Source organism: Corallococcus sp. CA047B (genome assembly GCF_003612065.1).
GTDB lineage: Bacteria > Myxococcota > Myxococcia > Myxococcales > Myxococcaceae > Corallococcus > Corallococcus praedator.
This window is the reverse complement of record NZ_RAWD01000002.1, coordinates 86,818-109,630: the sequence shown is the minus strand read 5'-3', so window position 1 is coordinate 109,630 and position 22,813 is coordinate 86,818. Positions and strand designations below refer to the sequence as shown.

The following is a 22,813-nucleotide window of genomic DNA, read 5'->3' as shown; positions in this document are numbered from 1 at the left end:
GCTGTCACTCCCTGTAGCTGCGCGGCAGGGACGGCTTGTCATGGCTGGCTGCTCCCCGTTCGACCCGCGCCGTCCCTCTTCGCGGGCCATCATGGACGCACCGCGGCGTCCTACTTCACGGGTGCGATGGCCCGCCAGTTCCCCTAGTGTCCGCGCCCATGACCCGGACCCTCCTCCCTCAGCCCCTGATGCGCGCGGCCCTGGCCGCCCTGTCGCTGGCGGCCACCACCGCCGGCGCGCAGACCACGCCCGCCGCGACCCCCAAGGCCCCGGCTGCTCCGGCCACCAAGGCCACGCCCGCCGAGGCGAAGCAGTTCGCGCAGAAGCTCAACGCGGACCTGAAGCAGCTCTGGACCCGGCAGGCCACCGCCGAGTGGATCAAGTCCACCTACATCACCGACGACACGGAGCGGAACGCGGCCTCCGTCAACGAGGAGGTGATGGCCTACGTGAATGGCGCCATCAAGGACTCGCGCCGCTTCGACGGGCTGACGCTGGATGCGGACACCGCGCGCATGCTGCACCTGCTGCGCGTCTCCCAGACGCTGCCCGCCCCGGCCAACGCCACCCAGCGCGCGGAGCTGGCCGCCACCGCCGCGAAGCTGGAGGGCCTGTACGGCAAGGGCAAGTACTGCGGCAAGGACGGCAAGGCGAAGTGCCGCGACCTGGAGGAGCTGTCCGACGTGATGGCGGAGAGCCGCGACGAGGCCGCGCTGCTCGACGCGTGGCAGGGCTGGCACTCCATCAGCCGCCCCATGCGCCCGCTGTACACGCAGCTGGTGAACCTCTCCAACGCGGGCGCGAAGGACATCGGCTTCAGTGACCTGGGCACCCTGTGGCGGTCGTCCTACGATATGCCGCCCGCGGAGTTCGAACAGGAGGCGCAGCGGCTCTGGGGCCAGGTCAAGCCCATGTACGACGAGCTGCACTGCTACGTGCGTGGCCGGCTCGCGAAGCAGTACGGCGAGGCGAAGGTGCCCGCCGGCAAGCCCATCCCCGCGCACCTGCTGGGCAACATGTGGGCGCAGGAGTGGAACAACATCTACCCGCTGGTGGAGCCGTTCCCCGGCCAGGCCGACCTGGACGTCAGCGCCACGCTGGTGAAGCAGGGCTATGACTCGCAGAAGATGGTGAAGCTGGGGGAGAAGTTCTTCACCTCGCTGGGCCTCAAGCCGCTGCCCCAGACGTTCTGGGAGCGCTCGCAGTTCACCAAGCCGAAGGACCGCGACGTCGTCTGCCACGCCTCCGCCTGGGACGTGACGTACGAGAACGACCTGCGCATCAAGATGTGCATCAAGCCCACCGAGGAGGACCTGGTCACCATCCACCACGAGCTGGGGCACAACTACTACTACACGTACTACTACAAGCTCCCCGTCCTCTTTCAGGCCGGCGCCAACGACGGCTTCCACGAGGCCATTGGCGACGCGCTCACGCTCTCCATCACCCCGGCCTACCTGCAGCAGGCGGGCCTGCTGAGCGCGGTGGAAAAGAACGACAAGAACGTCATCAACCTGCAGCTCAAGGACGCTCTGGAGAAAGTGGCCTTCCTGCCCTTCGGCCTGCTGGTGGACCAGTGGCGCTGGGATGTTTTCAGCGGGAAGGTGAAGCCGGCGGACTACAACAAGAGCTGGTGGGCGATGCGCCAGAAGTACCAGGGCGTGAGCGCGCCGTCGGCCCGCACGGAGCAGGACTTCGACCCGGGCGCCAAGTACCACGTGCCCTCCAACGTGCCCTACACGCGCTACTTCCTCGCGCGGATCCTCCAGTTCCAGTTCCACAAGGCGCTCTGCGAGGCGGCCGGCATCAAGGGCCCCCTCCACGAGTGCTCCATCTATGGCAACAAGGCGGCGGGTCAGCGGCTCCAGGCGATGCTGGAGCTGGGCTCGAGCAAGCCCTGGCCGGAGGCGCTGTCCGCGATGACGGGCGGCAAGCAGATGGATGCCACGCCCATGCTGGAGTACTTCGCCCCACTGCGTCGTTGGCTCCAGGAACAGAACAAGGGCCAGAAGTGCGGCTGGTGACGTGAACAGGGAGTAGACAGGTTCCGGGAGGGGCGTCTAGGCTGCTTGCTGTCTTGTAGGGTTATTCTCTGTGGGACCGGACGGCGACTCTCCCTGTCCGAGATGAAAGAAGAACAAGGCAATGGCGACCGGTACCGTGAAGTGGTTCAACGATGCGAAGGGCTTCGGCTTCATCACCCAGGACGGCGGCGGCGAGGACGTGTTCTGCCACCACACCGCGATCAACGCGGACGGCTTCCGCTCGCTGGCCGAAGGCCAGAAGGTGGAGTTCGAAGTGACCAAGGGCCCGAAGGGCCTGCAGGCGCAGAACGTTCGCGCGATCTGAGCCTGTCGTCATCCTGACGACTTCTTGCAGCACCCCGGAAGGTCCGGTCCCCCAGGGTCGGACCTTCTGTATTTTGTGGGGTGGACTTCCGGTGGGACCGGTGCTTAGTGTGCGCCCGTCTTGTAGGGTTGACTCTCTGTAAGGACCGGACGGCGTCTCTGCCCATCCGTGATGAAAGAAGAACAGGCAATGGCTACCGGTTCCGTGAAGTGGTTCAACGATGCGAAGGGCTTCGGTTTCATCACGCAGGACGGCGGGGGCGAGGATCTCTTCTGCCACCACACGTCGATCCAGGCGGATGGCTTCCGCTCGCTGGCCGAAGGCCAGAAGGTGGAGTTCGACGTCGCCCGCGGCCCCAAGGGCCTGCAGGCGCAGAACGTTCGCCCGATCTGAGCGCGTCGTCGTCTTCGTGACGACGTCCTGATGCACCCACAGAAGGTCCGATCCTCCCGGGTCGGGCCTTTTGTATTTTCCGGAGCCCGCATGCCCGCCCCTACCTCGCGCGTCTCGCGCCTGCGCTTCCTCCCGCTGGTGGCCGTCCTCGGCTGCGCCACCTCCACGACCCCCACGGCCCCCTTCCCGGCGGACGCCCGGAGCGCCATCGCCCCGTCCGCGCCCGTGACGAAAGAGGCCTTGTCCGCGCTGAAGGCGGAGCTGGTCGCGAAGCACGGCGAGGCGCAGCGGGCCCGCATCGAGCGGGGCGTGGAGCAGGTGGCCTCGCTGTGGCGCGCGGACGACGGGGACCTGGCGGCCTTCGTGCGCGAGCAGTTCCTGCCGGAGGGGCCGCAGCTGGACGCGACGTTCCGGCGCATGGAGGGCCTGTTCGAACAGTTCGACGGGCACATGAACGAGCTGGGCCGGGAGCTCCAGTGGTTCACGGACCTGGACCTGGGGCCGCTCCTGCCGGTGGAGCCGCTGCTGGCCGCGTACGATCCGTCCTCCAACGTCACGTCGGACCTGTTCCAGGCGAAGCCGGGCTTCGTCGCGCTGCTCAACTTCCCGCTCACCACGCTGGAGGAGCGCGTGAAGGCGGGCCCCTCGTGGACGCGGCGGCAGTGGGCGGAGGCGAAGCTGGCCTCGCGCTTCAACCGGCGCGTGCCGGCGGAGGTGGAGCAGCAGGTGTCGAAGGCCATCGCGGCCGCGAACCTCTACATCGCCGAATACAACGTCTGGATGCACCACCTGGTGGACGCGAAGGGCCAGCGCCTGTTCCCCAAGGGCCTGCGGCTCATCAGCCACTGGAACCTGCGCGACGAGCTGAAGGCGGACTACACGGACGCGGCGGGGCTCGCGAAGCAGCGGATGATCGTCCAGGTGATGGAGCGCATCGTCACCCAGTCCATCCCCGCGGCCGTCATCGACAACCCGCGCGTGGACTGGGATCCGTTCACCAACGCGGTGACGGTGGCCCCGCCGGAGTCGGTGGAGCCCAACGCCCCGGAGCGTCCCGCGAAGGCGGACGTCGCCCCGGAGCCGGACACGCGCTACGCGCGGCTGCTGGCCACGTTCCAGGCCTCGCGGCGGGCGGATCCGTATTCACCGGTGGCCCCCACGCGCATCGCGCGCAGCTTCGAGCTGGAGCGGGGCCTTCCGGAGGCGCGGGTGCGCGCGTTGCTCACGGAGCTGCTCGCGTCGCCGCTGGTGCCGCGCGTGGCGAAGCTCATCGAGTCCCGGCTGGGCCGCCCGCTGGAGCCGCAGGACCTCTGGTATCCCGGCTTTCGTCCGGGCGCGAAGATGCCGGAGGCGCAGCTGAATGAACTGACGCGCAAGCGCTACCCCACGGCGGACGCGTTCGCGCGCGACATCCCCCGCATCCTCCAGGGACTGGGCTTCACGAAGCAGAAGGCGGACATGCTGGCCTCGTACATCCGCGTGGATGCGTCCCGGGGCGCGGGCCATGCGCAGCAGGCGCTGCGCCGGGGGGACTTCCCGCGCCTGCGCACGCGCGTGGAGAAGGGGGGCATGGACTACAAGGGCTACAACATCGCGGTGCACGAGCTGGGGCACAACGTGGAGCAGGTCTTCAGCCTGTACCAGGTGGACCACACGCTCTTGTCCGGCGTCCCCAACAACGCCTTCACCGAAGCGCTCGCGTTCGTCTTCCAGGCGCGCGACCTGGAGCTGCTGGGCCTGGGCAAGCCCGACGCGGCGAGCGAGCGCGAGCGAGTGCTCAACGACTTCTGGCAGTCCTGGGAGATCGCCGGCGTGGCGCTGGTGGACATGGCCACGTGGCACTGGATGTACGAACACCCGGACGCCACGCCCGCGCAGCTGCGCGACGCGGTGGCCCAGGTGTCGCGCGACGTGTGGAACCAGTACTACGCGCCGGTGCTGGGCCGGAAGGACAGCCCGCTGCTGGGCATCTACAGCCACATGATCAGCTACCCGCTCTACCTGCCGGACTACCCGCTCGGGCACCTCATCGCCTTCCAGATTGAAGAGCACCTGAAGCAGCACGGCCCGCTGGGCGCGGAGTTCGAACGCATGGCCGTTTACGGCTCCGTCACGCCGGATGAATGGATGCGCCACGCCACCGGCGCCCCCGTCAGCGCGGAGTCGTTGTTGCGCGCCACCGCAGCGGCCCTGTGATATCCGGGCCTTTCTTCATTCACCTCTACTGAAGGAATGGCCATGAATCCTATTTTCCGTGCGGTGTTGCTGGGCTCGCTGTCGACGGTGGTTGGCTGTGCTTCGATGAAGGGCGGCACGAAGCCGCCGCCGGAGCCGACGGAGCAGCCTCCCGCGGCGTCGCTGGTCGACAACTGTGATCCCACGCAGAAGGAGATCTCCAAGCAGGCCGACGCGCTCGCGACCCCGTACGGCATCGACCAGCACGTGGCGAAGAACTTCGCGAACGGCAAGGTGTCCTGGCTGATGACGGACAGCGCGTACCAGAAGTTCGTGGTGCAGACGGGCGCGAAGAACTTCGGCCGCTGCAACGACGTGGCCTGCTACCTGTTCGCGGCGCCGTCGGAGACCATCCAGGGCGCGGTGGAGAAGTCGAAGACGGCGGACGGGAAGCACGACCCCGCGGTGCTGGGCCAGGCGCTGGGCCTGCCGGCGAAGAACTTCGAAGGCCCGTTGCGGATGATGACGCTGGATCTGGCGGACCGGAAGGTCTGCGCGCGGCTGCCGGTGGACGCGGACCCCGGCGTGTGGAAGTGCACCACGCCCGAGGACAAGGACTGCTTCAAGTTCGGCGGCTACACGTCGGGCGGCGTGCCGGAGATCATGGTCATCAACGCCCCGGTGGTCGACGCCCAGGTGGCGGAAATCCCGTGAGCGACGAGGAGGTGCTCCTCCAGAGCCCGCTCCTGTACCGCGTGCTGCGCGGTCGGGACGGAGCGCTGTCCATCGAGGTGGTGGTGGGCGGCATCGTCCAGTTCGAAGTGCGCGTGCTCCTGAACGAAGAGGAGTCCGAGTCCTTCGCGCGGGAGGGGCGTGCCTTCGCGGACCGGCTGGCCCAGGCCATCATGGCGGACCCGCCCTTCGGCGGCCGGTCGGTGCGCTCGCCGGTGTGACGTTGAAGCGGGGGCCCGCGAGTGACGCGGGCCCCCGGTGTTTCGAGCGGTGCGGCCCTACTGGCCGACGGCGGTGTTGCCGGGCACTTCCACCAGCTCCACCTCGAATTGGAGCACGGCGGCCGGCGGGATGCGCGAACCCGCCGGAGGACGGTCCCCGTAGGCGGTGTTGGCGGGGCAGGTGAGCTTCGCCTTGCCGCCGACCTTCATCTTCTGCACGCCCTGGGTCCAGCAGGGGATGACGCCGTTGAGCGGGAACTCCACCGGCACGCCGCGCTTGAAGGAGCTGTCGAACTCCGTGCCGTCGACCAGGGTGCCCCGGTAGTGCACCTTCACGGTGTCGGTGGCGCGGGGGCTCTTGCCGGTGCCGGCCGTCAGCTCGCGGTAGAGGACGCCGGAGGGCAGCTTCGTGGTGGAGGGTTCCTTCGCGGCGCGCTCCAGCGTGGCGACGTTGGCCTGGGCCTGCCGGTTCTTGGCGAAGGTCTGGAGCCGGGGCGAGAGTTCCTTGGGGTCGACGGCGGGCGCCGCGCCGCTGAGCGCATCCTGGAGGCCGCGCTGGAGGATCTGGATCTCCTCGGGCGTCAGGGCGAGCGCCGTCACGTTCTGCCCCAGCGACACGCCGAGCGAATAGACCGTCTTCTGGTCCTCCGTCTGGAGTTCCAGGGGGGCCGCGGCGGGCGCCTTGGCCTCGGCCGCGGCGGCCGGCTTGGAGGTCTTCGTCGGGGGCTGTGCCTGGGCGAAGCCCGGAGCGCCGAGCGCCAGCACCAGGGCCGCCATCCACTGCATACGCATGCTTCCGCCTTTCACGAGAATGGGGGGACTATATCCACCACGTCCTGATCCAGCGCGAGCCACGTCGCCCCCGCAACGCCGAGCAGCGGCGTGAGGTGCGCATGGGCGTGCAGGTCCCACCGTCCATTCAGGCCGTAGCTCGCGCCCAGTGTGGACAGGGGCAGGGGAACGGGCGCGCCCTCCAGCCGCACCGCGGGCCCACCGACGCCCGCCTCCAGCGCCAACGTGCCCTCGGGGACGGGAAGAACGTGCGCTGGTAGACCGCACGCACAGATCCGCGCGAAGAATCCAGCGAGCGGAAAAACGCGGCGCATGATGCCCAGCCTACCGCGCCTGGAGCGCGCCGTTTTCTTGCGCGCATGACGACTGACCGTACTGTGCCTCCAGGTCGCTGCACCCCCGCAGCAGCCTGTTGCACCAGCCGGAGGTCATGAGCCAATGAGCGAGAAGCGGAAGGCCAATCGAGCGCCCCTGGACATCTACCTCAACAAGTACATGGGCGGCGTGCCGTACATGACCCGCGCCGCGGACATCAGCCAGGAAGGCGTCAGCCTGTCTCGCCTCATCGAGCCCCAGCACGAAGCGCGTCGCGTGGGCCTCCAGTTCCAGCTCCCCGGCTCCGAGGAGATCATCTACGCCGAGGGTGAAGTCGTACGCGAGTGGAAGGAGTTGGGCCGCCGCGAGCAGTCGGGCGTGCGCTTTACCCTCCTCACCGAGCGGCACCGCAAGATGATCGACGCCTACGTCGACCGTCACGCGAACGAGAACTGAGGCTCGGCGTTACCCTGCGGGTGTGCCACCGTGATTACGCGGTGCCACCGGCGGTTCGCGGTGCGCATGGAAGTCGGGTCCGGTGGATCCGCCCATGCCCCGGGTCGCCTTGACTTCGCGCGGAGTGGCCCCCTTGAATGACCGGAGTGGTTTCCTGTGCGCTCGCCGGATCCTCGGCGACAGCGGGAGGGGTGCTCCGTGAGGCGTTCGCTGTGGGGTTTGTTGCTGGTCGTGCCGCTGACGGCGCTGGGCCAGGGCAAGGAAGCGAAGGTCGCCGCACCCGCCACGCCCGCCGCGGGTGAAGCCGCGCGCGCCGTCGTCAGTGCTGGCATCAACTGGGAAGGTCAGGTCCTGCGCGCCACGGGCGCCGGGGCCCCGGACCTGAAGGCGGCCAATCCCGCGCAAGCGCGACTGGGCGCCGAGCGCGCCGCGAAGCTGGACGCGTTCCGCAACCTGCTGGAGCAGGCCAAGGGCATCCAGGTGAGCGCGGGCCGCACCGTGGCCGACGAGTGGGCACGCGACGAGGTGAAGGGCCGCGTCGAAGGCGCCATCAAGGGCTACAAGGTCGTCGCCAAGCGCTACTTCTCCGACAGCGGCGTGGAGCTGGACGTGGAGGTGCCGCTGGCGGCGCTCTCCGCGGCGCTGACGCCCGCGCAGGATGTGGCCATCGTGCTCAATGCCGAGGGCGCGACGAAGTACACGGGCCTCGTGGTGGACGCGCGGGGCCTGGGGCTGAAGCCGGTGCTCGCGCCCCGCTTGGTGGACGCGGCGGGCAAGGCGCTCTACGGCGCGACGGTGCTCACCGAGGAGGCGCGCGGTGCCACGGGCGTGGCGGCCTGGTTCGAGAGCCTGGACGCCGCCAAGAAGGCCACGCTGGTGGGCGACAAGCCCCTGGTGGTGAAGGCCGCGCAGCTCCAGGGATCCGACCTGGTCCTCAACGCGGAAGGGGCTCGCGCGCTCACCGAGGCGAACATGCGTTTCCTGGCCGAGGGCCGGGTCGCCATCGTCACGCAGTAGCCGCGAACTTCCGTGGCAGCCCGAGGAACGCCGATGCTCCTGAAACGCTCCCTGCTCTGCCTGTTCCTGACGACCTCCGCCCACGCTGGGCTGGCCGGACCACTGGGGGACAAGGCGTTCCAGAAGCGGAAGGTCCACATGACGGGCGTGACGGGCAACACCGTTGAACTGACCGTGGCGCTGTGATGCGCGTCCGGTGGACGGCGGTGGGCCCGTTGGTGGCGGCGCTGGCGGTCGGCTGCGCGGCGAAGCAGGAGCAGGAACAGCCCGCGACGGTGGCCCGGGCGCGGGAGCTGATGGCCTCCGCCGAGGGCAAGCGCGGCGACCTGGTGCTCCGGTGCGAACCCGCGGACGCGGAGGTGCTGCTGGACGGCGTGCAGCAGGGCCTGTGCAGCGACTTCTCCAGCGTGTCCCGCAGCCTGCGCTTGGGCGACTCGGGCTTCCACCAGGTGGAAGTGAAGAAGCGGGGCTTCTGGCCGTACACGACCTACTACGAGCCCAGCGGGGCGCGGGTGACGCTGAAGGTCAAGCTGCGTCCCGTCGTCCCCGAGGCGGGCGGAGGTGCTCCGTGAAGCGACTGCGCGGGACGTGGGCGGTGCTGGCGGGCCTGTTGCCGGGACTGGCGTTCGGGGCCATTGGCCGGGTGGAGGTGCTGGAGGGCACGGCATCGCGCCACCCCATGGGTGGCGTGTCCCGGCCGCTGGCGGTGGGCGCGGACGTAGAGGTGAAGGACACGCTGGAGGTCGGACCGAAGTCCAACCTCAAGCTGACGCTCAACGACGGCAGCGTCCTGATGCTGGGGGAGGGCAGCCAGCTGTTCATCAACGTGGCGGACTTCGAGGGCCAGGAGCGCAAGGGCTTCGTGGCGAGGCTGGGCCTGGGCAAGCTCTGGGCGAGCGTCAAGAAGGCCCTCGCGGGCTCCGACGCGAAGTTCGAAGTGGAGACGGACCGGGCGGTGGCCGGCGTCCGGGGCACGCGCTTCCGGGTGGACGCCGCGGCGCCCACGTACATGGGGGCCCTCTCCCCGCGCACGCTGGTGCAGGTGGCGGAGGGCCAGGTGCAGGTGATGCCGCGGATGCTGGTGAGGTCCACCCCCCTGGAGAAGGCCAGCAAGGAGCGCACCCAGGTGCCGGGGCCCCAGGAGGTGACGCAGGAGCAGTGGACGGAGAGGATCATCCAGCTCCAGGCGGACCGGCAGGTGGTGGTGGACGCGGAGCTGGGCACCGCGAAGGTCGGCACCCTGGACCGCAAGGTGGCGGGCGACGCCTTCGGGCGGTTCGTCACCCGCAATCAGGGGCCCAAGACGCCGTAGGATGGGCGGGGACAGGGAGGCCGGTCATCGGACGTCGCAAGAAAGGCAGTGAGCGCGCGGTGAAGGTCGCCCCTCGGGCCCAGGTGGTCACCGCGTCCCCGGAGGTGTCCCCGGTCCTGCACGTCGTGCACCCGGAGCCCGTGCCCCCGGCCGGTGACCCCTCGGCCCTGGACGAGGCGGCGGCCCGCAGGGTGGACCTGGTGTGGTCCGGCGCGATGGTGGGCTCGCTGGCGCTGGTGTTCGCGCTCCTGTCGGTGTTCGGCGGGGTGGCGGTGCCGGTGCTGCTGGCGCTGACGGGCGCGTACGCGTTCAACCCGGTGGTGACGCTGCTGGAGAAGCGCGGCCTGGACCGCACGCTGGGCACGTCGCTGCTCTTCGTCGCGGGCACGCTGCTGATGGTGGGCGCGGGGCTTTACCTGGTGCCGGTGTTCCGCGACGAGGCGGCGAAGCTGCCCGGCTTCTTCTCGCGGGCCAGCACCCAGGTGGTGCCGCAGGTGGAGTCGCTCCTGGGCATGTCGCTGCCGGAGCTGGTGAGCCAGCGCACCGCGGAACTGGGCGAGAAGGCCTCCGAGCTGCTCCAGAGCGCGGGCCCCACGGCGGCGCGGCTGGTGGCGAGCTTCGCCGGCAACACCGCGCGCTTCGTGGCCACGTTGCTGGGCCTGTCGGTGGTGCCGGTGCTGGCGTTCTTCTTCCTCCAGGACTACCCGCGCCTCATGCGGAACATCCAGGACCTGCTGCCGCGCCGCTCGGTGGCGCTGGTGAGCCAGCGGTTCCGCGAGGTGGACGAGGTGCTGTCCGCCTTCGTCCAGGGCCAGCTCTCGGTGGGCGCCATCCTGTCGGTCATCTACGCGGTGGGCCTGTCCGTGGCCCGCATCGACCTGGCCATCGCCATCGGCCTCATCGCGGGCTTCGGCAACATGGTGCCGTACCTGGGCACGGGCATCGGTGTGGTGCTCGCGGTGCTGGGCGTCCTGCTGTCGTGGCAGGGGCCGTGGCAGCTCGCGGTGGTGGCGGCGACCTTCGTGGTGGGGCAGATGCTGGAGGGCTTCGTCATCACCCCGCGCGTCGTGGGCGAGAAGGTGGGCCTGTCGGCGGTGGTGGTCATCCTCGCCGTGCTCGCGTTCGGGGAGCTGTTCGGCTTCGTGGGCATCCTGCTGGCGGTGCCGGCCAGCGCCATCCTCAAGGTCGTCCTGAGCGTGGTCATCCAGCGCTACCGCCGCACGGACCTCTACAAGGGGGGAGCCGGCGGTCCGTGACGAAGCTGGAGAAGCTGCACCAGGAGATCATCGCGTGCCGGGCCTGCCCCCGGCTCGTCGAGTGGCGCGAAGAGGTGGCCCGGGTGAAGCGGCGGGCCTACCGGGACTGGGACTACTGGGGCAGGGCCGTCCCCGGCTTCGGGGATCCGCAGGCCCGGCTGATCATCGTGGGGTTGGCCCCCGCGGCGCACGGCGCCAACCGGACGGGCAGGTACTTCACCGGGGACCGTTCCGGGGAGTTCCTCATGGCGGGCCTGCACCGCTCGGGCTTCGCCAACCAGTCCCGGAGCGATCGCATCGACGACGGGCTCAAGCTGACGGACGCCTTCATCGTCGCGGCCGCCCGCTGCGCCCCGCCGGACAACAAGCCCCTGCCGGAGGAGCTGGCCCGGTGCGCGCCGTTCCTGGACCGGGAGATGGCCCTCTTGCCCGGCCGGGTGCTGCTCGCCCTGGGGGCCATCGGGTGGAACGCCGCGCTGGCGTCGGCGACCCGCACGGGCGGCGTCATCCCTCCGCCCCGGCCCGCCTTCGGCCATGGCGCGGAGTTCCGGCTGCCGGACGGCCGGTGGCTCGTGGGCAGCTACCACGTCAGCCAGCAGAACACCCAGACGGGGAGGCTCACGCCCGCCATGTTCGACACGGTGATGAAACGGATCCGGGTGTTGTTGGACGCGAGGGAGTAGGGAACAGAAGTCCCTCCGTTCGTGTTTCCTTGACAGGTGTGGGAGCCCGCTGTTATTCCCCGCGCCATCCGCACGACGGGTCGTTAGCTCAGCGGTAGAGCACTACCTTGACACGGTAGGGGTCAGTGGTTCGATCCCACTACGACCCATCATCAGTAAGCGTTCCATCTCGCGGGCGGCAGGCTTCCAAAGAGCCTGCCGCCCGTGGCTTTTCCAGCGCAGGGGTTTTCAAGCCATGTCCGAATCCATCACGGTGACGCTCCCCGACGGCAGCCAGAAGCAGACGCCTCGCGGGACGACCATCGCGGACTTCGTGAAGGGCAGCATCGGTGTGGGGCTCGCGAAGGCGGCCCTGTTCGCCCGGGTGAACGGTCAGGACGTCGACCTGTCGCGCCCGCTCGACGAGGACGCGAAGCTCCAGATTTTCACGCCCAAGAGCCCGGAAGGCCTGGACCTCATCCGCCACGACGCCGCGCACGTGGTCGCCAGCGCCGTGCAGCGCCTGTTCCCCGGCACGCAGGTGACCATCGGTCCCTCGACGGAGGAGGGCTTCTACTACGACTTCTTCCGCGAGAAGCCCTTCACGCCGGAGGAACTGGAGAAGATCGAGGCGGCCGCCAACGCGGAGCTCAAGCAGGACGCCCCCTTCGTGCGCACGGAGATCTCCATGGAGGACGCCGTGCGTCTCTTCGAGGAGAAGGGCGAGACCTTCAAGGTGGAGATCGTCAAGGACATCGCCGCCAAGGGCGCCAAGACGCTCACGCTCTACACCCACGGTGACTGGGTGGACTTCTGCCTGGGGCCCCACGCGCCCAGCACGGGGAAGATCGGCGTCATCAAGATCCTCTCCTCCAGCGGCGCCTACTGGCGCGGCGACCACCGCAACCCGATGCTCCAGCGCGTGTACGGCACGGCGTTCTTCGACAAGAAGGCGCTGGATGCGTACATGACGCGCATCGAGGAAGCGAAGAAGCGCGACCACCGCAAGCTGGGCAAGGAGCTGGACCTCTTCCACTTCCACCCGTACGCGCCGGGCGCGGCCTTCTGGACGCCCAAGGGCACCACGCTCTACCAGACGCTGTCGGACTGGATGCGCTCGCTCACGGCCGGCGACGGCTACGTGGAGATCAAGACGCCCCTGATGTTCAACAAGGGGCTGTGGGAGACCAGCGGCCACTGGGGCAAGTACAAGGAGAACATGTTCCTGGTGCTCGACAGTGAGTCCGGCGAGCACGACTTCTCCCTCAAGCCGATGAACTGCCCGTCGCACCACCTGTTCTACGGCTTCAAGAAGCACAGCTATCGCGACCTGCCCCTGCGCCTGCACACCCAGGACGTGCTGCACCGCAACGAGGCAGCCGGTTCCCTGGGCGGCCTCACCCGCGTGCGCCAGTTCGCGCAGGACGACGCGCACATCTACTGCACGGAGGCCCAGATCACCGACGAGGTGCGGCGCTTCGTGAAGCTGCTGGATCGCGTCTACAAGGCGGTGGGCCTCACCTACGCTGTGAAGCTGTCCACGCGTCCCGTGCAGCGCCTGGGCGATGACTCGCTCTGGGATCGCGCCGAGGACGGCCTCAAGGCCGCGCTGGAATCGCTGGGCCTGGAGTACGAGCTGGCCCCGGGCGACGGCGCCTTCTACGGCCCGAAGATCGACTTCGCGGTGTCGGACAGCATCGGCCGCCGGTGGCAGCTGGGCACCATGCAGCTGGACTACCTGGCCCCGGAGCGCTTCGACCTGACGTACGTGGGCGAGGACAACGCCCCGCACCGCCCCGTGGTTCTCCACCGCGCCATCTTCGGCTCCTTCGAGCGCTTCACCGCCATCCTCATCGAGCACTTCGCCGGCGCGTTCCCGGCCTGGCTCGCCCCGGTGCAGGCGACGCTCGTGTACGTGGCGGACCGTCAGCTGGACTACGCCCGCAAGGTGCGGGACGACCTGCGCGCCAAGGGCTACCGGGTGGAGCTGGACGAGCGCGGCATCACGCTCAACGCGAAGATCCGCGAGGCCCAGCTCCAGAAGATCCCGTTCACCCTGGTCGTGGGCGACAACGAGGTGGAAGCCGGCGCCGTGTCCCCCCGTCGCTACGGCGGCGAGGACCTCAAGTCGATGAAGCTCGTCGACTTCGAGGCGCTGCTGGCCAAGGAAGCGGCCCTGCCCTGACCCGGGGTAGGAGGTTGTAGGAACGGGGAGTACGTGGGACGGCGGGGGTTTCAGCGGTGGCTGTAGGAAACGCTACCCCCAACGCCTCGAAAGAGTGATAGAGGCTTCCGCTCAAAGCGTCCGCGAACCGTGTGTCGCGAACCGCCGTCAGCCGCGATGGCTGCCGTGCCGACAGGAAGCAGAAGGAAGGATTGGGACCATGCCCAAGTTGAAGACCCGCAGCAGCGCGAAGAAGCGCTTCCAGGTGAAGAAGAGCGGCCAGGTGAAGTTCGGCAAGGCCTTCAGCAAGCACCTGTTCACCTTCTCCAAGTCGCCCAAGCAGAAGCGCGGTAACCGGGGTACCGGTCACCTGCGCGACATGGACGCGAAGAAGGTCATCAAGGAGCTGTTCCCCTACGGGGCCTGAGTTTTTCCTCGGGCTTGGACCATCCGTGAGTCCTGGCGGAGCGGCGTGAGGCCGGCACCCCAGGGTCACCTTCAAGAAGTCAGGAGTGTGTCATGCGCGTCAAAAAGGGATTCAAGGCTCGTCGTCGTCGTAATCGCATTCTCAAGCTGGCCAAGGGTTTCCGTGGCCGCCGCAAGAATTGCTACAAGCGCGCCAACCAGGCCGTGGAACGCGCCCTGGACTACGCCACCCGCGACCGCGCGGTGCGCAAGCGCAACTTCCGTTCGCTGTGGATCGTCCGCATCAACGCGGCGGCGCGCACGGTGGGCCTGTCCTACTCGAAGCTGATCGCCGGTCTGGCGAAGGCGAAGATCGGCCTGGACCGCAAGGTCCTGTCCGACATGGCCATCGCGGACCCCGCGGGCTTTGCCGCCGTCGCCAACATCGCGAAGGCAGCCTGAGACCCGGCCGGCTCCTGAAGCCGGCCCCCTGAAGACAAACGGGCTGCCTCCAACACGGGGGCGGCCCTCTTTTTTTGCCCGGCGTCGGATGGCGCCCGGGGCGCGTAACGGAAGGCGGGAAGAGGACCATGCGAGACCGGTTGCAGGCGTTGGCGGACGCGGCGCGCCAGGAGATCGCGGGCGTGTCGGAGCCTTCTCAGGTGGAGGCGCTGCGCATCCGCTACCTGGGCAAGAAGGGCGAGCTGTCCGCCATCCTGGGCGGCATGGGCAAGCTGCCCCCGGATGAGCGCAGAGCGCTGGGCGAGGTGGCCAACACCGTCAAGGCGGAGCTGGAGCAGCTCCTGTCGGATGCCGTGCGCCGCGCCGAGGACGCCGCGCTGGAGGCCCAGCTCAAGGGCCCCAGGCTGGACGTGACGCTGCCCGGGCGCGCGGTGCTGCCCGGTGGCCGGCACCCGGTGTCCCGCACGATGGAGGACATCGTCCGCACGTTCGCGCGGCTGGGGTTCGAAGTGGCCGTCGGGCCGGAGATTGAACTCGACTACTTCAACTTCGAGGCGCTGAACCTGCCCAAGGACCACCCCGCGCGGGACATGCAGGACACGTTCTACGTGGACGAGCCGACGCTGGGTCACGCGAAGAAGGCGGACAGCCCTTCGCTGCTGCGCACGCACACGTCGCCGGTGCAGGTGCGGCACATGCTGTCGCGCAATCCGCCCATCCGCGCGGTGATGCCGGGCCGGGTGTACCGACGGGATTCGGACATCACGCACACGCCCATGTTCCACCAGGTGGAAGGCCTGCTGGTGGACAAGGACGTGAGCTTCGCGGAGCTGAAGGGGACGCTGGACGCGTTCGTGCGGGCCTTCTTCGGTTCGGACACGCGCACGCGCTTCCGTCCGTCGTTCTTCCCCTTCACCGAGCCGTCGGCGGAGGTGGATGTCACCTGTGCGTCGTGCGGTGGCAAGGGCTGCCGCGTCTGCAAGCAGACGGGGTGGCTGGAGGTGCTGGGCAGCGGCATGGTGCATCCGAACGTCTTCACCGCGGCGGGCTACGACCCGAAGGAAGTCACGGGCTACGCGTTCGGCATGGGCGTGGAGCGCCTGGCCATGCTGCGCTACGGCATCGACGACCTGCGGATGATGTTCGAGAACGACGCACGCTTCCTCGCGCAGTTCTGATTCCAGCCGGATGGGCAAGAGGGTGGACCTGTGAAGATTTCGGTGAAGTGGCTGGGTGATTACGTGGCGCTGCCGCCGTCGGTGGACGAGCTGGCGCGCAAGCTGACCGCGGCGGGGCTGGAGATCGAGGGCGTGGAGCGCCCCGGCGAGGGCCTGCGCGGCGTGGTGGTGGCGCAGATCCGCGAGTCGGTGCAGCACCCCAACGCGGACAAGCTCTCCGTCACGCAGGTGGACATCGGCGGTTCGGCGCTGTTCCAGGTGGTGTGCGGCGCGAAGAACTTCAAGGTCGGCGACAAGGTGCCGCTGGCCACGGTGGGCGCGAAGCTGCCCAACGGCATGGAGATCAAGCAGGCCGCGCTCCGGGGCGTGGACAGCTTCGGCATGCTCTGCTCGGCGAAGGAGCTGGGCATCACCGAGGACTCGGCGGGCCTGCTCATCCTTCCGGCGGACACGAAGCTGGGCGTGCCCATCGCGGAGGCGCTGGGGCTGGATGACTCGGTGCTGGAGGTGAACGTCACGCCGAACCGGCCGGACGCGCTCTCCCACCTGGGCGTGGCGCGCGAGGTGGGCGTGGTGACGGGCGCGGCGCTCAAGGTGCCCGAGCCGAAGCCCGCGGAGTCCGGCCGCCCGGTGGCGGAGCTGGTGAAGGTGCGCATCGACGCGCCCGAGCGGTGTACGCGCTACGCGGGGCGGGTGGTGGAAGGCATCACCGTCCAGCCGTCGCCGCAGTGGATGCAGGACCGGCTGAAGGCGTGCGGCGTGCGCGCCATCAACAACGTGGTGGACGCCACCAACTTCGTCCTCCTGGAGTACGGCCAGCCGCTGCATGCGTTCGACCTGGACAAGATGGCGGGCCAGGAGATCGTCGTGCGCACCGCGAAGGCGGGCGAGAAGCTGCGCACGCTGGACGACAAGGAGCGCACGCTGGATGCGGACGACCTGGTCATCGCGGACCGGGACCGGGCGCAGGCGCTGGGAGGAGTGATGGGCGGCGCGGACAGCGAGGTGACTCAGGGGACGAAGCGCATCCTCATCGAGTCCGCGCACTTCGTCGGCTCCGGCGTGCGCCGGATGGCGAAGCGGCACGCCCTTCACACGGAAGGGTCGCACCGCTTCGAGCGTGGATCCGACCTGGACGCGGTGCTGCCGGCGGTGGACCGCGCCGCGCAGCTCATCGCGGAGCTGTCGGGTGGCACGGTGGCGCCGGGCCGGGTGGACGTGCAGCCTTCTCCGAAGCCGCCGCGTCGGGTGACGCTGCGCTACGGGCGGGTGGAGAAGGTGTTGGGCGTGGCGGTGGCGGAGGCGGAGTGCCGGCGCATCCTCGGGGCGCTGGGGTTCAAGAACGTGGAGGACGGCGCGGGGCAGACGACGTTCGAGGTGCCCCGGGCGCGCGTGGATGTGGAGCGCGAGGAGGACCTGATGGAGGAGGTCGCCCGCGTCTTCGGCTACGACAACATCCCGGCCCGGCTGCCGCGCGGCCTGGACACGCTGGCGCCGGAGCCCCTGCAGATGGAAGCCGAGCGTCGGCTGCGCCACTCGCTGGGCGGGGTGGGGCTGAACGAGGTGGTGAACTACTCGTTCGTGGCGCCGAAGTCGCTTGAGGTGCTGGGCGGGAAGGAAGCGCCCATCGCGCTGATGAACCCGCTGAGCGTCGAGCAGTCGGTGATGCGCACCAGCCTGTTGCCGGGCCTGTTGGAGAACCTGTCGCGCAGCGTGCGCCACCAGGTGGAGACGGTGGGCCTCTACGAGACGGGCCGGGCGTACTTCCGGGACGCACAGGGCGGGCAGGGGATGAAGCCCGCGTCACGCGAGGTGCCGCGCGTGGCGGGCTTGGTGTGGGGCGTCCGGGGCGGCCGGAGCTGGACGCAGAAGGACGCGCGCGTGGACTTCTACGACGCGAAGGGCGCGGTGGAAGCGCTGCTGCACGCCTTGCACGTGGAGGGCGCGACGTTCGCGCCGGCCGAGCCTCCGGCGTACCACCCGCGCAGCAGCGCGCAGGTGTCGCTGGCGGACGGGACGGTGCTGGGGCACGTGGGTGAGGTGCACCCTCGGGTGACGAAGGCGCTGGGGCTGCCGGAGGGCGTGTTCGTGTTCGAGCTGGACACGGAGCCGCTGTACGCGGCGGCGAAGCTGGTGCCTCAGGCGGCGGGGCTGCCGAAGTACCCGGCGGTGCTGCGCGACCTGGCGGTGGTGGTGCCGGTGGAGCTGCGCAACGAGGAAGTGCGCAAGGTCATCCTGGAGGTCGGGGCGCCGCTGGTGGAGGACGCGTTGGTGTTCGACGTGTACACGGGCAAGCCCATCCCCGAGGGGAAGAAGAACCTGGCGTACGCCCTGAGGTATCGCTCGGCCGAGCGGACGCTGACCGACGTGGAGGTCACCACGGCGCACCAGCGCATCATCACCGAGGTGAACCAGCGGCTGGGGGCGGCCCTGCGCGCCTGAATTCCTGAGTGAAGTCAGGACGTTGACACGGTTCGGGGAAGGCTGACACCATGCCCCGCGTTCACCGGCCATCACGGGTGCCAGAGGACTCGCATGACGAAAGCGGACATCATCGAGGGGGTCTACGAGAAGGTCGGCTTCTCGAAGAAGGAGTCGGCGGAGATCGTCGAGCTCGTGTTCGACACCGTGAAGGAGACGCTGGAGCGCGGGGACAAGATCAAGATCTCCGGGTTCGGAAACTTCCAGGTGCGCCAGAAGAAGGCGCGCGTGGGGCGCAATCCGCAGACGGGCAAGGAGATCGAGATCAGCGCGCGTCGGGTGCTGACCTTCCGGCCGAGCCAGGTGTTGAAGAGCGCGTTGAACGGCGAGGCCCCTCCGGAGAACCACGCGGAGATCGACGCCCAGGAAGAAGCGGCGGCGGACGCGGCGGAAGCCCGGGGCGAGGACTTCGACGAGGGAATGGAAGAAGGCGACGAGTAAGTTTTCCCACGGAACCCTTCACCTCGCGCTTGACCCAGGAGAGCGGCGAGGGCATAAGGGCGCACCGTTTCACGACGGCGGTTTTCGGGGCGTAGCGCAGCCTGGTAGCGCACTTGCTTGGGGTGCAAGTGGTCGCAGGTTCAAATCCTGTCGCCCCGACCAAAATGAAGGCCCTGGAGTTTCCGGTGCAAGCCGGTGACTCCAGGGCCTTTAGTCTTTCTGGCCCGACATCGCCGGGGACGACGTTCAGTAGGTGAGCGACTTCTTGGTGGTCACCGTGTGGACGGAGGAGATGCGCTTCTCCACCTCCTTCGCCTCGTGGTTGCGCGGGCATTTCGGCGTCCGCTCGTCGTGCTCCTTGATGCTCATGTTTTCGGTGAACGGCTCCTGGCACTTGCGACAGAAGAACTCGTAGACAGGCATGGACCTGTTCCTCTCTGGAGGTGCGAGGCCATGCCGCGACTGCCGGTGGCCTACGAGAAACGATGCGGCGCGGTGACCGCATGTGCCACTCCCGTGGGCTCGCCCGCCGGAGGGCCCAAGGTGCGCACCTGAGCGCCGCGCCGCCGTCCTGACCGCCCGGGGCCCCGCCATGCCGTTCCAGCGGAGAGGGTGGGGGCTCGTCGCGCTGCTCCATCCTCACGGGTTGCATCTCGTGGGCAGGGTGCGCTGGTTTGCTGGGAGGAGGACGTTCGCGGGGACCTCCCGCCATCCACCCGTGCGACCGGGCGCACGGCCTGGGCGTCCAGGGAGGTGCCATGTCCCTCGCAAGGTTTTGCCGCAAGAAGGTGGCCATCATCCAGCCCATGCAGAGCGTGGCCGAAGCCGCCGAGCAGATGCGCGACCGGCACGTCGGTGCGCTCGTCGTCGTTGGCGAGGAGCCCCGACCGGTGGGCATATTGACCGACCGGGACATCGTCACCCGGGTGGTGGCCGAGCGGAAGGACGCCCGGGCCGTCTCCGTCCTGGACGTCATGTCGCCCCAGCCCGTGGTCGCCCACGTGGACGACCGGCTCGACCAGACGTTCATCACCCTCAGGCAACTGGGCGTGCGCCGCCTGCCCATCGTGGATGGGCAGGGATGCCTGGCGGGACTCGTGTCCCTCGACGACTTGCTGGTGCTGTTGGCTGCGGAGCTGGACCAGACCGCCGCCGTCGTCCGTGAGAACCGGGGGCCTTGAGGCACTGCTGTTTCATCCTCAGGGCCGGGCGGAAACTCCCCCGTCGAGCGCTTGAGCCCGTGCCTCGTTCATCAACCGCTTCACGTCCTCGTCGGGGACCTGGGGAAACGAGGCGTACCACTGGCCGATGGAGTCCAGGTCGGGCCTCGCGAGGACGCACACCAGGTCCTCCACCATGGGTCGGAGTTCCTCGAGGATTTCGTTCCCAGCCACTGGCACGGCGAGGACGATGCGGCCGGGCCGCCGCATCCGGAGCGACTGGAGCGCCGCCCGCACGGTGCCTCCTGTCGCGATCCCATCGTCAACGAGGATGACCGTCTTGCCCTGGACGTCGGGCGGGGCGTCCCCACCGCGGAAGCGGGCCACGCGCTCCTTCACCTCGGCGGCCTTGCGCTGGACGAGCCTCCGCGCGGTGGCCTCCGACACGCCCATGCGCGCCATCCGCTCGCGGTCGAGGTAGGTGATGCCCCCTTCCGCCACCGCCCCCAAACCCAGCTCCTGGTAGTTCGGCGCGCCCACCTTGCGCACCACCCAGAGGTCCAGCGGAGCGCCCAGCGCCTCCGCGACCTCGTACGCCACGGAGACGCCTCCTCGGGGCAGGCCCAGCACGAGGGTGTCCTCCGCGGTGTACCCGCGCGCGAGCAGCGCCTGCGCGAGCTGTCGGCCCGCGTCCACCCGGTCCTCGAAATACAGGGGGGCCCTCATGACGTGAGCCACTTTCGCCTCGCCACCCCGTGGATGGCGCAGCTGTGCTTCTCCACCCTGACGCTCAGGAGCTCTTGGCACTTACGACAGAAAAGTGCGTGGACCGGCATGGGGCGGCACCCCTTTCGGGAATCGCGAGGCCACACGGAGCCGCCTCGCGGACGGGCCTGCCTTGAAACGGTGGGGCGTGTCAGGACCCTGTGCCAATCCCCCTCGGAGCGTGCCGGAAGGCAGGGGCCCTCCGTGTCGCCCCCGGGCAGGCCTGCCGGATCATGACGCGGGCGCTCTCACGCACGGCGTCTCCTGGGTGGAGGATGGCGCGCTCGCCGGGACGCAGGCCCGCTTCCACGCGGACCTCCAGGCCGTTGCCTTACAGCGCGCTACGAGGTCGAGCGCTGAGCGTCGGGGCTGCCGCGGACTCCTCCGCGACGATGGCGCCGGACTCCAGCCGCACCCGCCGGTCCGCCACGTCGAAGTACCGGTTGTCATGGCTGATGACGACCACGGCCTTCCCCGCGGCCTTCAGGTCCGGCAGCAGCTCCCGGTAGAAGACCTCCTTGAACAGAGGATCCTGATCCGCCGCCCACTCGTCGAAGAGGTACACGGGGCGGTCCTCCAGATACGCCGTCAGCAGCGCCAGTCGCTTGCGCTGGCCTGCGGACAGGTCCGTGGTGGAGAGCGCTCCCGTGTCGTTGATCCGCACCTTGCGGTCCAACTGGAGCCGCGTCAGGTACGCACGGGCCTTGTCCGCCTTGTCTCCCTCGGCCAGCCCGAGCAGCGAGTCGAAGAGGTGGAAGTCGGAGAACACCGTCGCGAACAACTGGCGGTAGCGCTCCCGGTCGCCTTCCGTCACGGACCACCCATCGACGCGGATCTCCCCGGACTCCGGCGTGTAGAGGCCGGTGATGAGCTTGGCCAGCGTCGTCTTGCCGCTGCCATTGCCGCCCACCACGAAGAGGATTTCCCCCGGCCGGAGCGTCAGGTCGATGGGGCCCAACGTGAAGGGCGTGTCCTCGCCCTCGCGGCGGTACGCGTGCGTGACGCCCGCCAGGTCGATGCGTGACGGCGGGGCAGGGGGCTCCCCACTGCTGAGCGGGAGCGGACTGCCTGCGGCCGCCAGCTCCAGCGTGTCGATGTGGCGGAGTGCCACCGTGCCGGCTCCCAGCATGGGGAGCATCGTCATGGACGACTCCAGCGGCTGCTGGAGGTAGAGCACGGCGAGCGTGTAGCCCACCAGCGTCGAGGTCGACACCGGCGTCAGCCCCGGCAGTGCGAAGAGCAGCAGACCGATGAAGAAGAAGAACAGGCTCATGCTCCAACTGGTCGTGAAGGTGTGGAGCGTGGAGACCTTCACCTGGAGCTGCTTCAGTGCCTCTGCCGTGGGGAACAGCTCCTGCTTGAGGAAGGCCGTGCGCCGACCTCCGTGCAGCTTCAGTTCCTTCAATCCCTGGGTGAGCGAGCGCAGGTCTCGGAAGAACCGGTCATTCGTCTGCCGCGAGTGTCGCAGGAGCCCCATGATGTGCCGCATGGGAAGCAGGTAGCTGGCGACTCCCAGCATCGCGAACACGAGCAGTGCGGCGAACACCATCGGCGACATGATGGCGAGGTACGTCATGCAGCCCACGATGATGCCGCCGTGGATCAGCAGCGGCGGAATGCACAGCAGGCCCTGGGTGACGGCCTGGACGTCGTCGATCAGCGTGGCCAGCAGTCGGTGATTGCCCAGCTCTTCCAACTGGCGCAACGGCGTCGCGAGAATGCGCTGGCTCAACTGATCCCGCAGTGCGAACGTGGTGCGCGTCTGGAGCCGCGTCAGCAGCAGCTGCGAGCCGATGCGTGAACCCAGCATCAGGGCTCCCAACGCGGCGAAGCCGAGGACCGTGGCACGATCCGCGAGCGTGCCGCCACTGGTGAGGACCGCGTTGATGTGCGCGATGAGCCCGGCGCTCGCGGCACCTGTCAAGAGCCCGAAGAACACCGCCAGCGCCACGGCCCCACGGGATCTGCGCAGCAACAGGATGAGCAGGTTCACGCCGTCGGTTCCTTCCGCCAGTACGAGAACCGGCTTCCGAGCGCCCTTAGCTTATGCTGCGCGCCGCTCTCCAGCGAAGGGATC

General features: G+C 68.9%; 24 protein-coding genes, 2 tRNA genes and 1 pseudogene. 22 read left to right on the top strand and 5 right to left on the bottom strand.

Annotation, left to right across the window (positions count from 1 at the left end):
• Positions 1-158 precede the first annotated feature (158 nt).
• The 6 genes from D7X74_RS00855 to D7X74_RS00830 all read left to right on the top strand — a co-directional run bounded on the left by D7X74_RS00855 (position 159) and on the right by D7X74_RS00830 (position 5,870).
• Positions 159-2,024: a M2 family metallopeptidase gene (locus D7X74_RS00855; RefSeq protein ID WP_199741736.1), complete on the top strand. Its 1,866-nt coding sequence runs from the start codon at positions 159-161 to the stop codon at positions 2,022-2,024.
• Between the two features lie 121 nt (positions 2,025-2,145).
• Positions 2,146-2,349: a cold-shock protein gene (locus D7X74_RS00850; RefSeq protein WP_120530977.1), complete on the top strand. Its 204-nt coding sequence runs from the start codon at positions 2,146-2,148 to the stop codon at positions 2,347-2,349.
• 189 nt (positions 2,350-2,538) lie between these two features.
• On the top strand, positions 2,539-2,742 hold the full coding sequence (locus D7X74_RS00845) for a cold-shock protein (RefSeq protein WP_120530976.1): 204 nt from the start codon (positions 2,539-2,541) through the stop codon (positions 2,740-2,742).
• Between the two features lie 90 nt (positions 2,743-2,832).
• On the top strand, positions 2,833-4,938 hold the full coding sequence (locus D7X74_RS00840; RefSeq protein ID WP_199741735.1) for a hypothetical protein: 2,106 nt from the start codon (positions 2,833-2,835) through the stop codon (positions 4,936-4,938).
• Between the two features lie 42 nt (positions 4,939-4,980).
• Positions 4,981-5,631, top strand: a complete 651-nt coding sequence (locus tag D7X74_RS00835) for a hypothetical protein (RefSeq protein ID WP_120530974.1) — start codon at positions 4,981-4,983, stop codon at positions 5,629-5,631.
• Positions 5,628-5,870 carry a hypothetical protein gene (locus D7X74_RS00830; RefSeq protein WP_120530973.1) on the top strand — a complete coding sequence of 81 codons (243 nt, stop codon included), beginning with the start codon at positions 5,628-5,630 and terminating at the stop codon, positions 5,868-5,870. Before D7X74_RS00835 ends, D7X74_RS00830 begins: the two co-directional genes overlap by 4 nt.
• A gap of 57 nt (positions 5,871-5,927) precedes the next feature.
• On the opposite strand, the gene D7X74_RS00825 is transcribed toward D7X74_RS00830, so the two are convergent.
• Both D7X74_RS00825 and D7X74_RS00820 read right to left on the bottom strand, forming a co-directional pair.
• Positions 5,928-6,662 carry an FKBP-type peptidyl-prolyl cis-trans isomerase gene (locus D7X74_RS00825; RefSeq protein WP_120530972.1) on the bottom strand — a complete coding sequence of 245 codons (735 nt, stop codon included), beginning with the start codon at positions 6,660-6,662 and terminating at the stop codon, positions 5,928-5,930.
• A gap of 11 nt (positions 6,663-6,673) precedes the next feature.
• Positions 6,674-6,976, bottom strand: a complete 303-nt coding sequence (locus D7X74_RS00820; protein ID WP_147446417.1) for a hypothetical protein — start codon at positions 6,974-6,976, stop codon at positions 6,674-6,676.
• A gap of 124 nt (positions 6,977-7,100) precedes the next feature.
• Between D7X74_RS00820 and D7X74_RS00815 the strand changes: the two genes are divergently transcribed.
• The 15 genes and pseudogenes from D7X74_RS00815 (at position 7,101) to D7X74_RS00750 (ending at position 18,973) form a co-directional block, all read left to right on the top strand.
• Positions 7,101-7,433 (top strand): PilZ domain-containing protein, encoded by a 333-nt coding sequence (locus tag D7X74_RS00815; RefSeq protein ID WP_120530970.1) that lies wholly within the window; start codon positions 7,101-7,103, stop codon positions 7,431-7,433.
• Positions 7,434-7,631: 198 nt separating this feature from the next.
• Complete coding sequence (locus D7X74_RS00810; RefSeq protein WP_120530969.1) at positions 7,632-8,450, top strand: LPP20 family lipoprotein; 819 nt, start codon at positions 7,632-7,634, stop codon at positions 8,448-8,450.
• Positions 8,451-8,483: 33 nt separating this feature from the next.
• Entirely contained in the window at positions 8,484-8,636 is a 153-nt protein-coding gene (locus tag D7X74_RS42850) for a hypothetical protein (protein WP_158622146.1), read from the top strand.
• Positions 8,636-9,022: a PEGA domain-containing protein gene (locus D7X74_RS00805; RefSeq protein WP_120530968.1), complete on the top strand. Its 387-nt coding sequence runs from the start codon at positions 8,636-8,638 to the stop codon at positions 9,020-9,022. Before D7X74_RS42850 ends, D7X74_RS00805 begins: the two co-directional genes overlap by 1 nt.
• Positions 9,019-9,762 (top strand): FecR domain-containing protein, encoded by a 744-nt coding sequence (locus tag D7X74_RS00800; protein ID WP_120530967.1) that lies wholly within the window; start codon positions 9,019-9,021, stop codon positions 9,760-9,762. Before D7X74_RS00805 ends, D7X74_RS00800 begins: the two co-directional genes overlap by 4 nt.
• A gap of 116 nt (positions 9,763-9,878) precedes the next feature.
• Positions 9,879-11,018 (top strand): AI-2E family transporter, encoded by a 1,140-nt coding sequence (locus D7X74_RS00795; RefSeq protein WP_370450698.1) that lies wholly within the window; start codon positions 9,879-9,881, stop codon positions 11,016-11,018.
• Positions 11,015-11,701, top strand: a complete 687-nt coding sequence (locus D7X74_RS00790; protein WP_120530966.1) for a uracil-DNA glycosylase — start codon at positions 11,015-11,017, stop codon at positions 11,699-11,701. Before D7X74_RS00795 ends, D7X74_RS00790 begins: the two co-directional genes overlap by 4 nt.
• A 77-nt stretch (positions 11,702-11,778) precedes the next feature.
• A tRNA-Val gene (locus tag D7X74_RS00785) sits at positions 11,779-11,850 on the top strand.
• A gap of 86 nt (positions 11,851-11,936) precedes the next feature.
• Complete coding sequence (thrS, locus tag D7X74_RS00780) at positions 11,937-13,865, top strand: threonine--tRNA ligase (RefSeq protein WP_120530965.1); 1,929 nt, start codon at positions 11,937-11,939, stop codon at positions 13,863-13,865.
• 199 nt (positions 13,866-14,064) lie between these two features.
• Entirely contained in the window at positions 14,065-14,271 is a 207-nt protein-coding gene (gene rpmI, locus D7X74_RS00775; protein WP_120530964.1) for a 50S ribosomal protein L35, read from the top strand.
• A 92-nt stretch (positions 14,272-14,363) separates the two neighbouring features.
• A complete protein-coding gene (gene rplT / locus D7X74_RS00770) occupies positions 14,364-14,711 on the top strand; it encodes a 50S ribosomal protein L20 (RefSeq protein ID WP_120530963.1) in 348 nt (115 codons plus the stop codon).
• Positions 14,712-14,839: 128 nt separating this feature from the next.
• A complete protein-coding gene (pheS, locus tag D7X74_RS00765) occupies positions 14,840-15,889 on the top strand; it encodes a phenylalanine--tRNA ligase subunit alpha (RefSeq protein ID WP_120530962.1) in 1,050 nt (349 codons plus the stop codon).
• A 30-nt stretch (positions 15,890-15,919) separates the two neighbouring features.
• Positions 15,920-18,331 carry a phenylalanine--tRNA ligase subunit beta gene (gene pheT / locus D7X74_RS00760; protein ID WP_120530961.1) on the top strand — a complete coding sequence of 804 codons (2,412 nt, stop codon included), beginning with the start codon at positions 15,920-15,922 and terminating at the stop codon, positions 18,329-18,331.
• Between the two features lie 93 nt (positions 18,332-18,424).
• Positions 18,425-18,703: pseudogene (locus D7X74_RS00755) on the top strand (integration host factor subunit alpha); the annotation flags it as partial.
• 193 nt (positions 18,704-18,896) lie between these two features.
• Positions 18,897-18,973: transfer RNA gene (locus D7X74_RS00750), tRNA-Pro, on the top strand.
• An 84-nt stretch (positions 18,974-19,057) separates the two neighbouring features.
• On the opposite strand, the gene D7X74_RS00745 is transcribed toward D7X74_RS00750, so the two are convergent.
• Positions 19,058-19,234, bottom strand: a complete 177-nt coding sequence (locus D7X74_RS00745) for an FmdB family zinc ribbon protein (protein WP_120530960.1) — start codon at positions 19,232-19,234, stop codon at positions 19,058-19,060.
• Positions 19,235-19,569: 335 nt separating this feature from the next.
• Between D7X74_RS00745 and D7X74_RS00740 the strand changes: the two genes are divergently transcribed.
• Positions 19,570-19,992: a CBS domain-containing protein gene (locus D7X74_RS00740; protein WP_120530959.1), complete on the top strand. Its 423-nt coding sequence runs from the start codon at positions 19,570-19,572 to the stop codon at positions 19,990-19,992.
• Between the two features lie 18 nt (positions 19,993-20,010).
• Here the strand turns inward: D7X74_RS00740 and D7X74_RS00735 are convergent, their stop codons facing one another.
• Together D7X74_RS00735 and D7X74_RS00730 are read right to left on the bottom strand one after the other, a co-directional pair.
• Positions 20,011-20,697, bottom strand: coding sequence for a phosphoribosyltransferase (locus D7X74_RS00735; protein ID WP_233601913.1), 687 nt, complete (start codon positions 20,695-20,697; stop codon positions 20,011-20,013).
• Positions 20,698-21,067: 370 nt separating this feature from the next.
• The gene (locus D7X74_RS00730) at positions 21,068-22,729 is read right to left on the bottom strand and encodes a cyclic peptide export ABC transporter (protein WP_120530958.1); all 1,662 of its coding nucleotides are present in this window, start codon (positions 22,727-22,729) and stop codon (positions 21,068-21,070) included.
• Between the last annotated feature and the right edge of the window lie 84 nt (positions 22,730-22,813).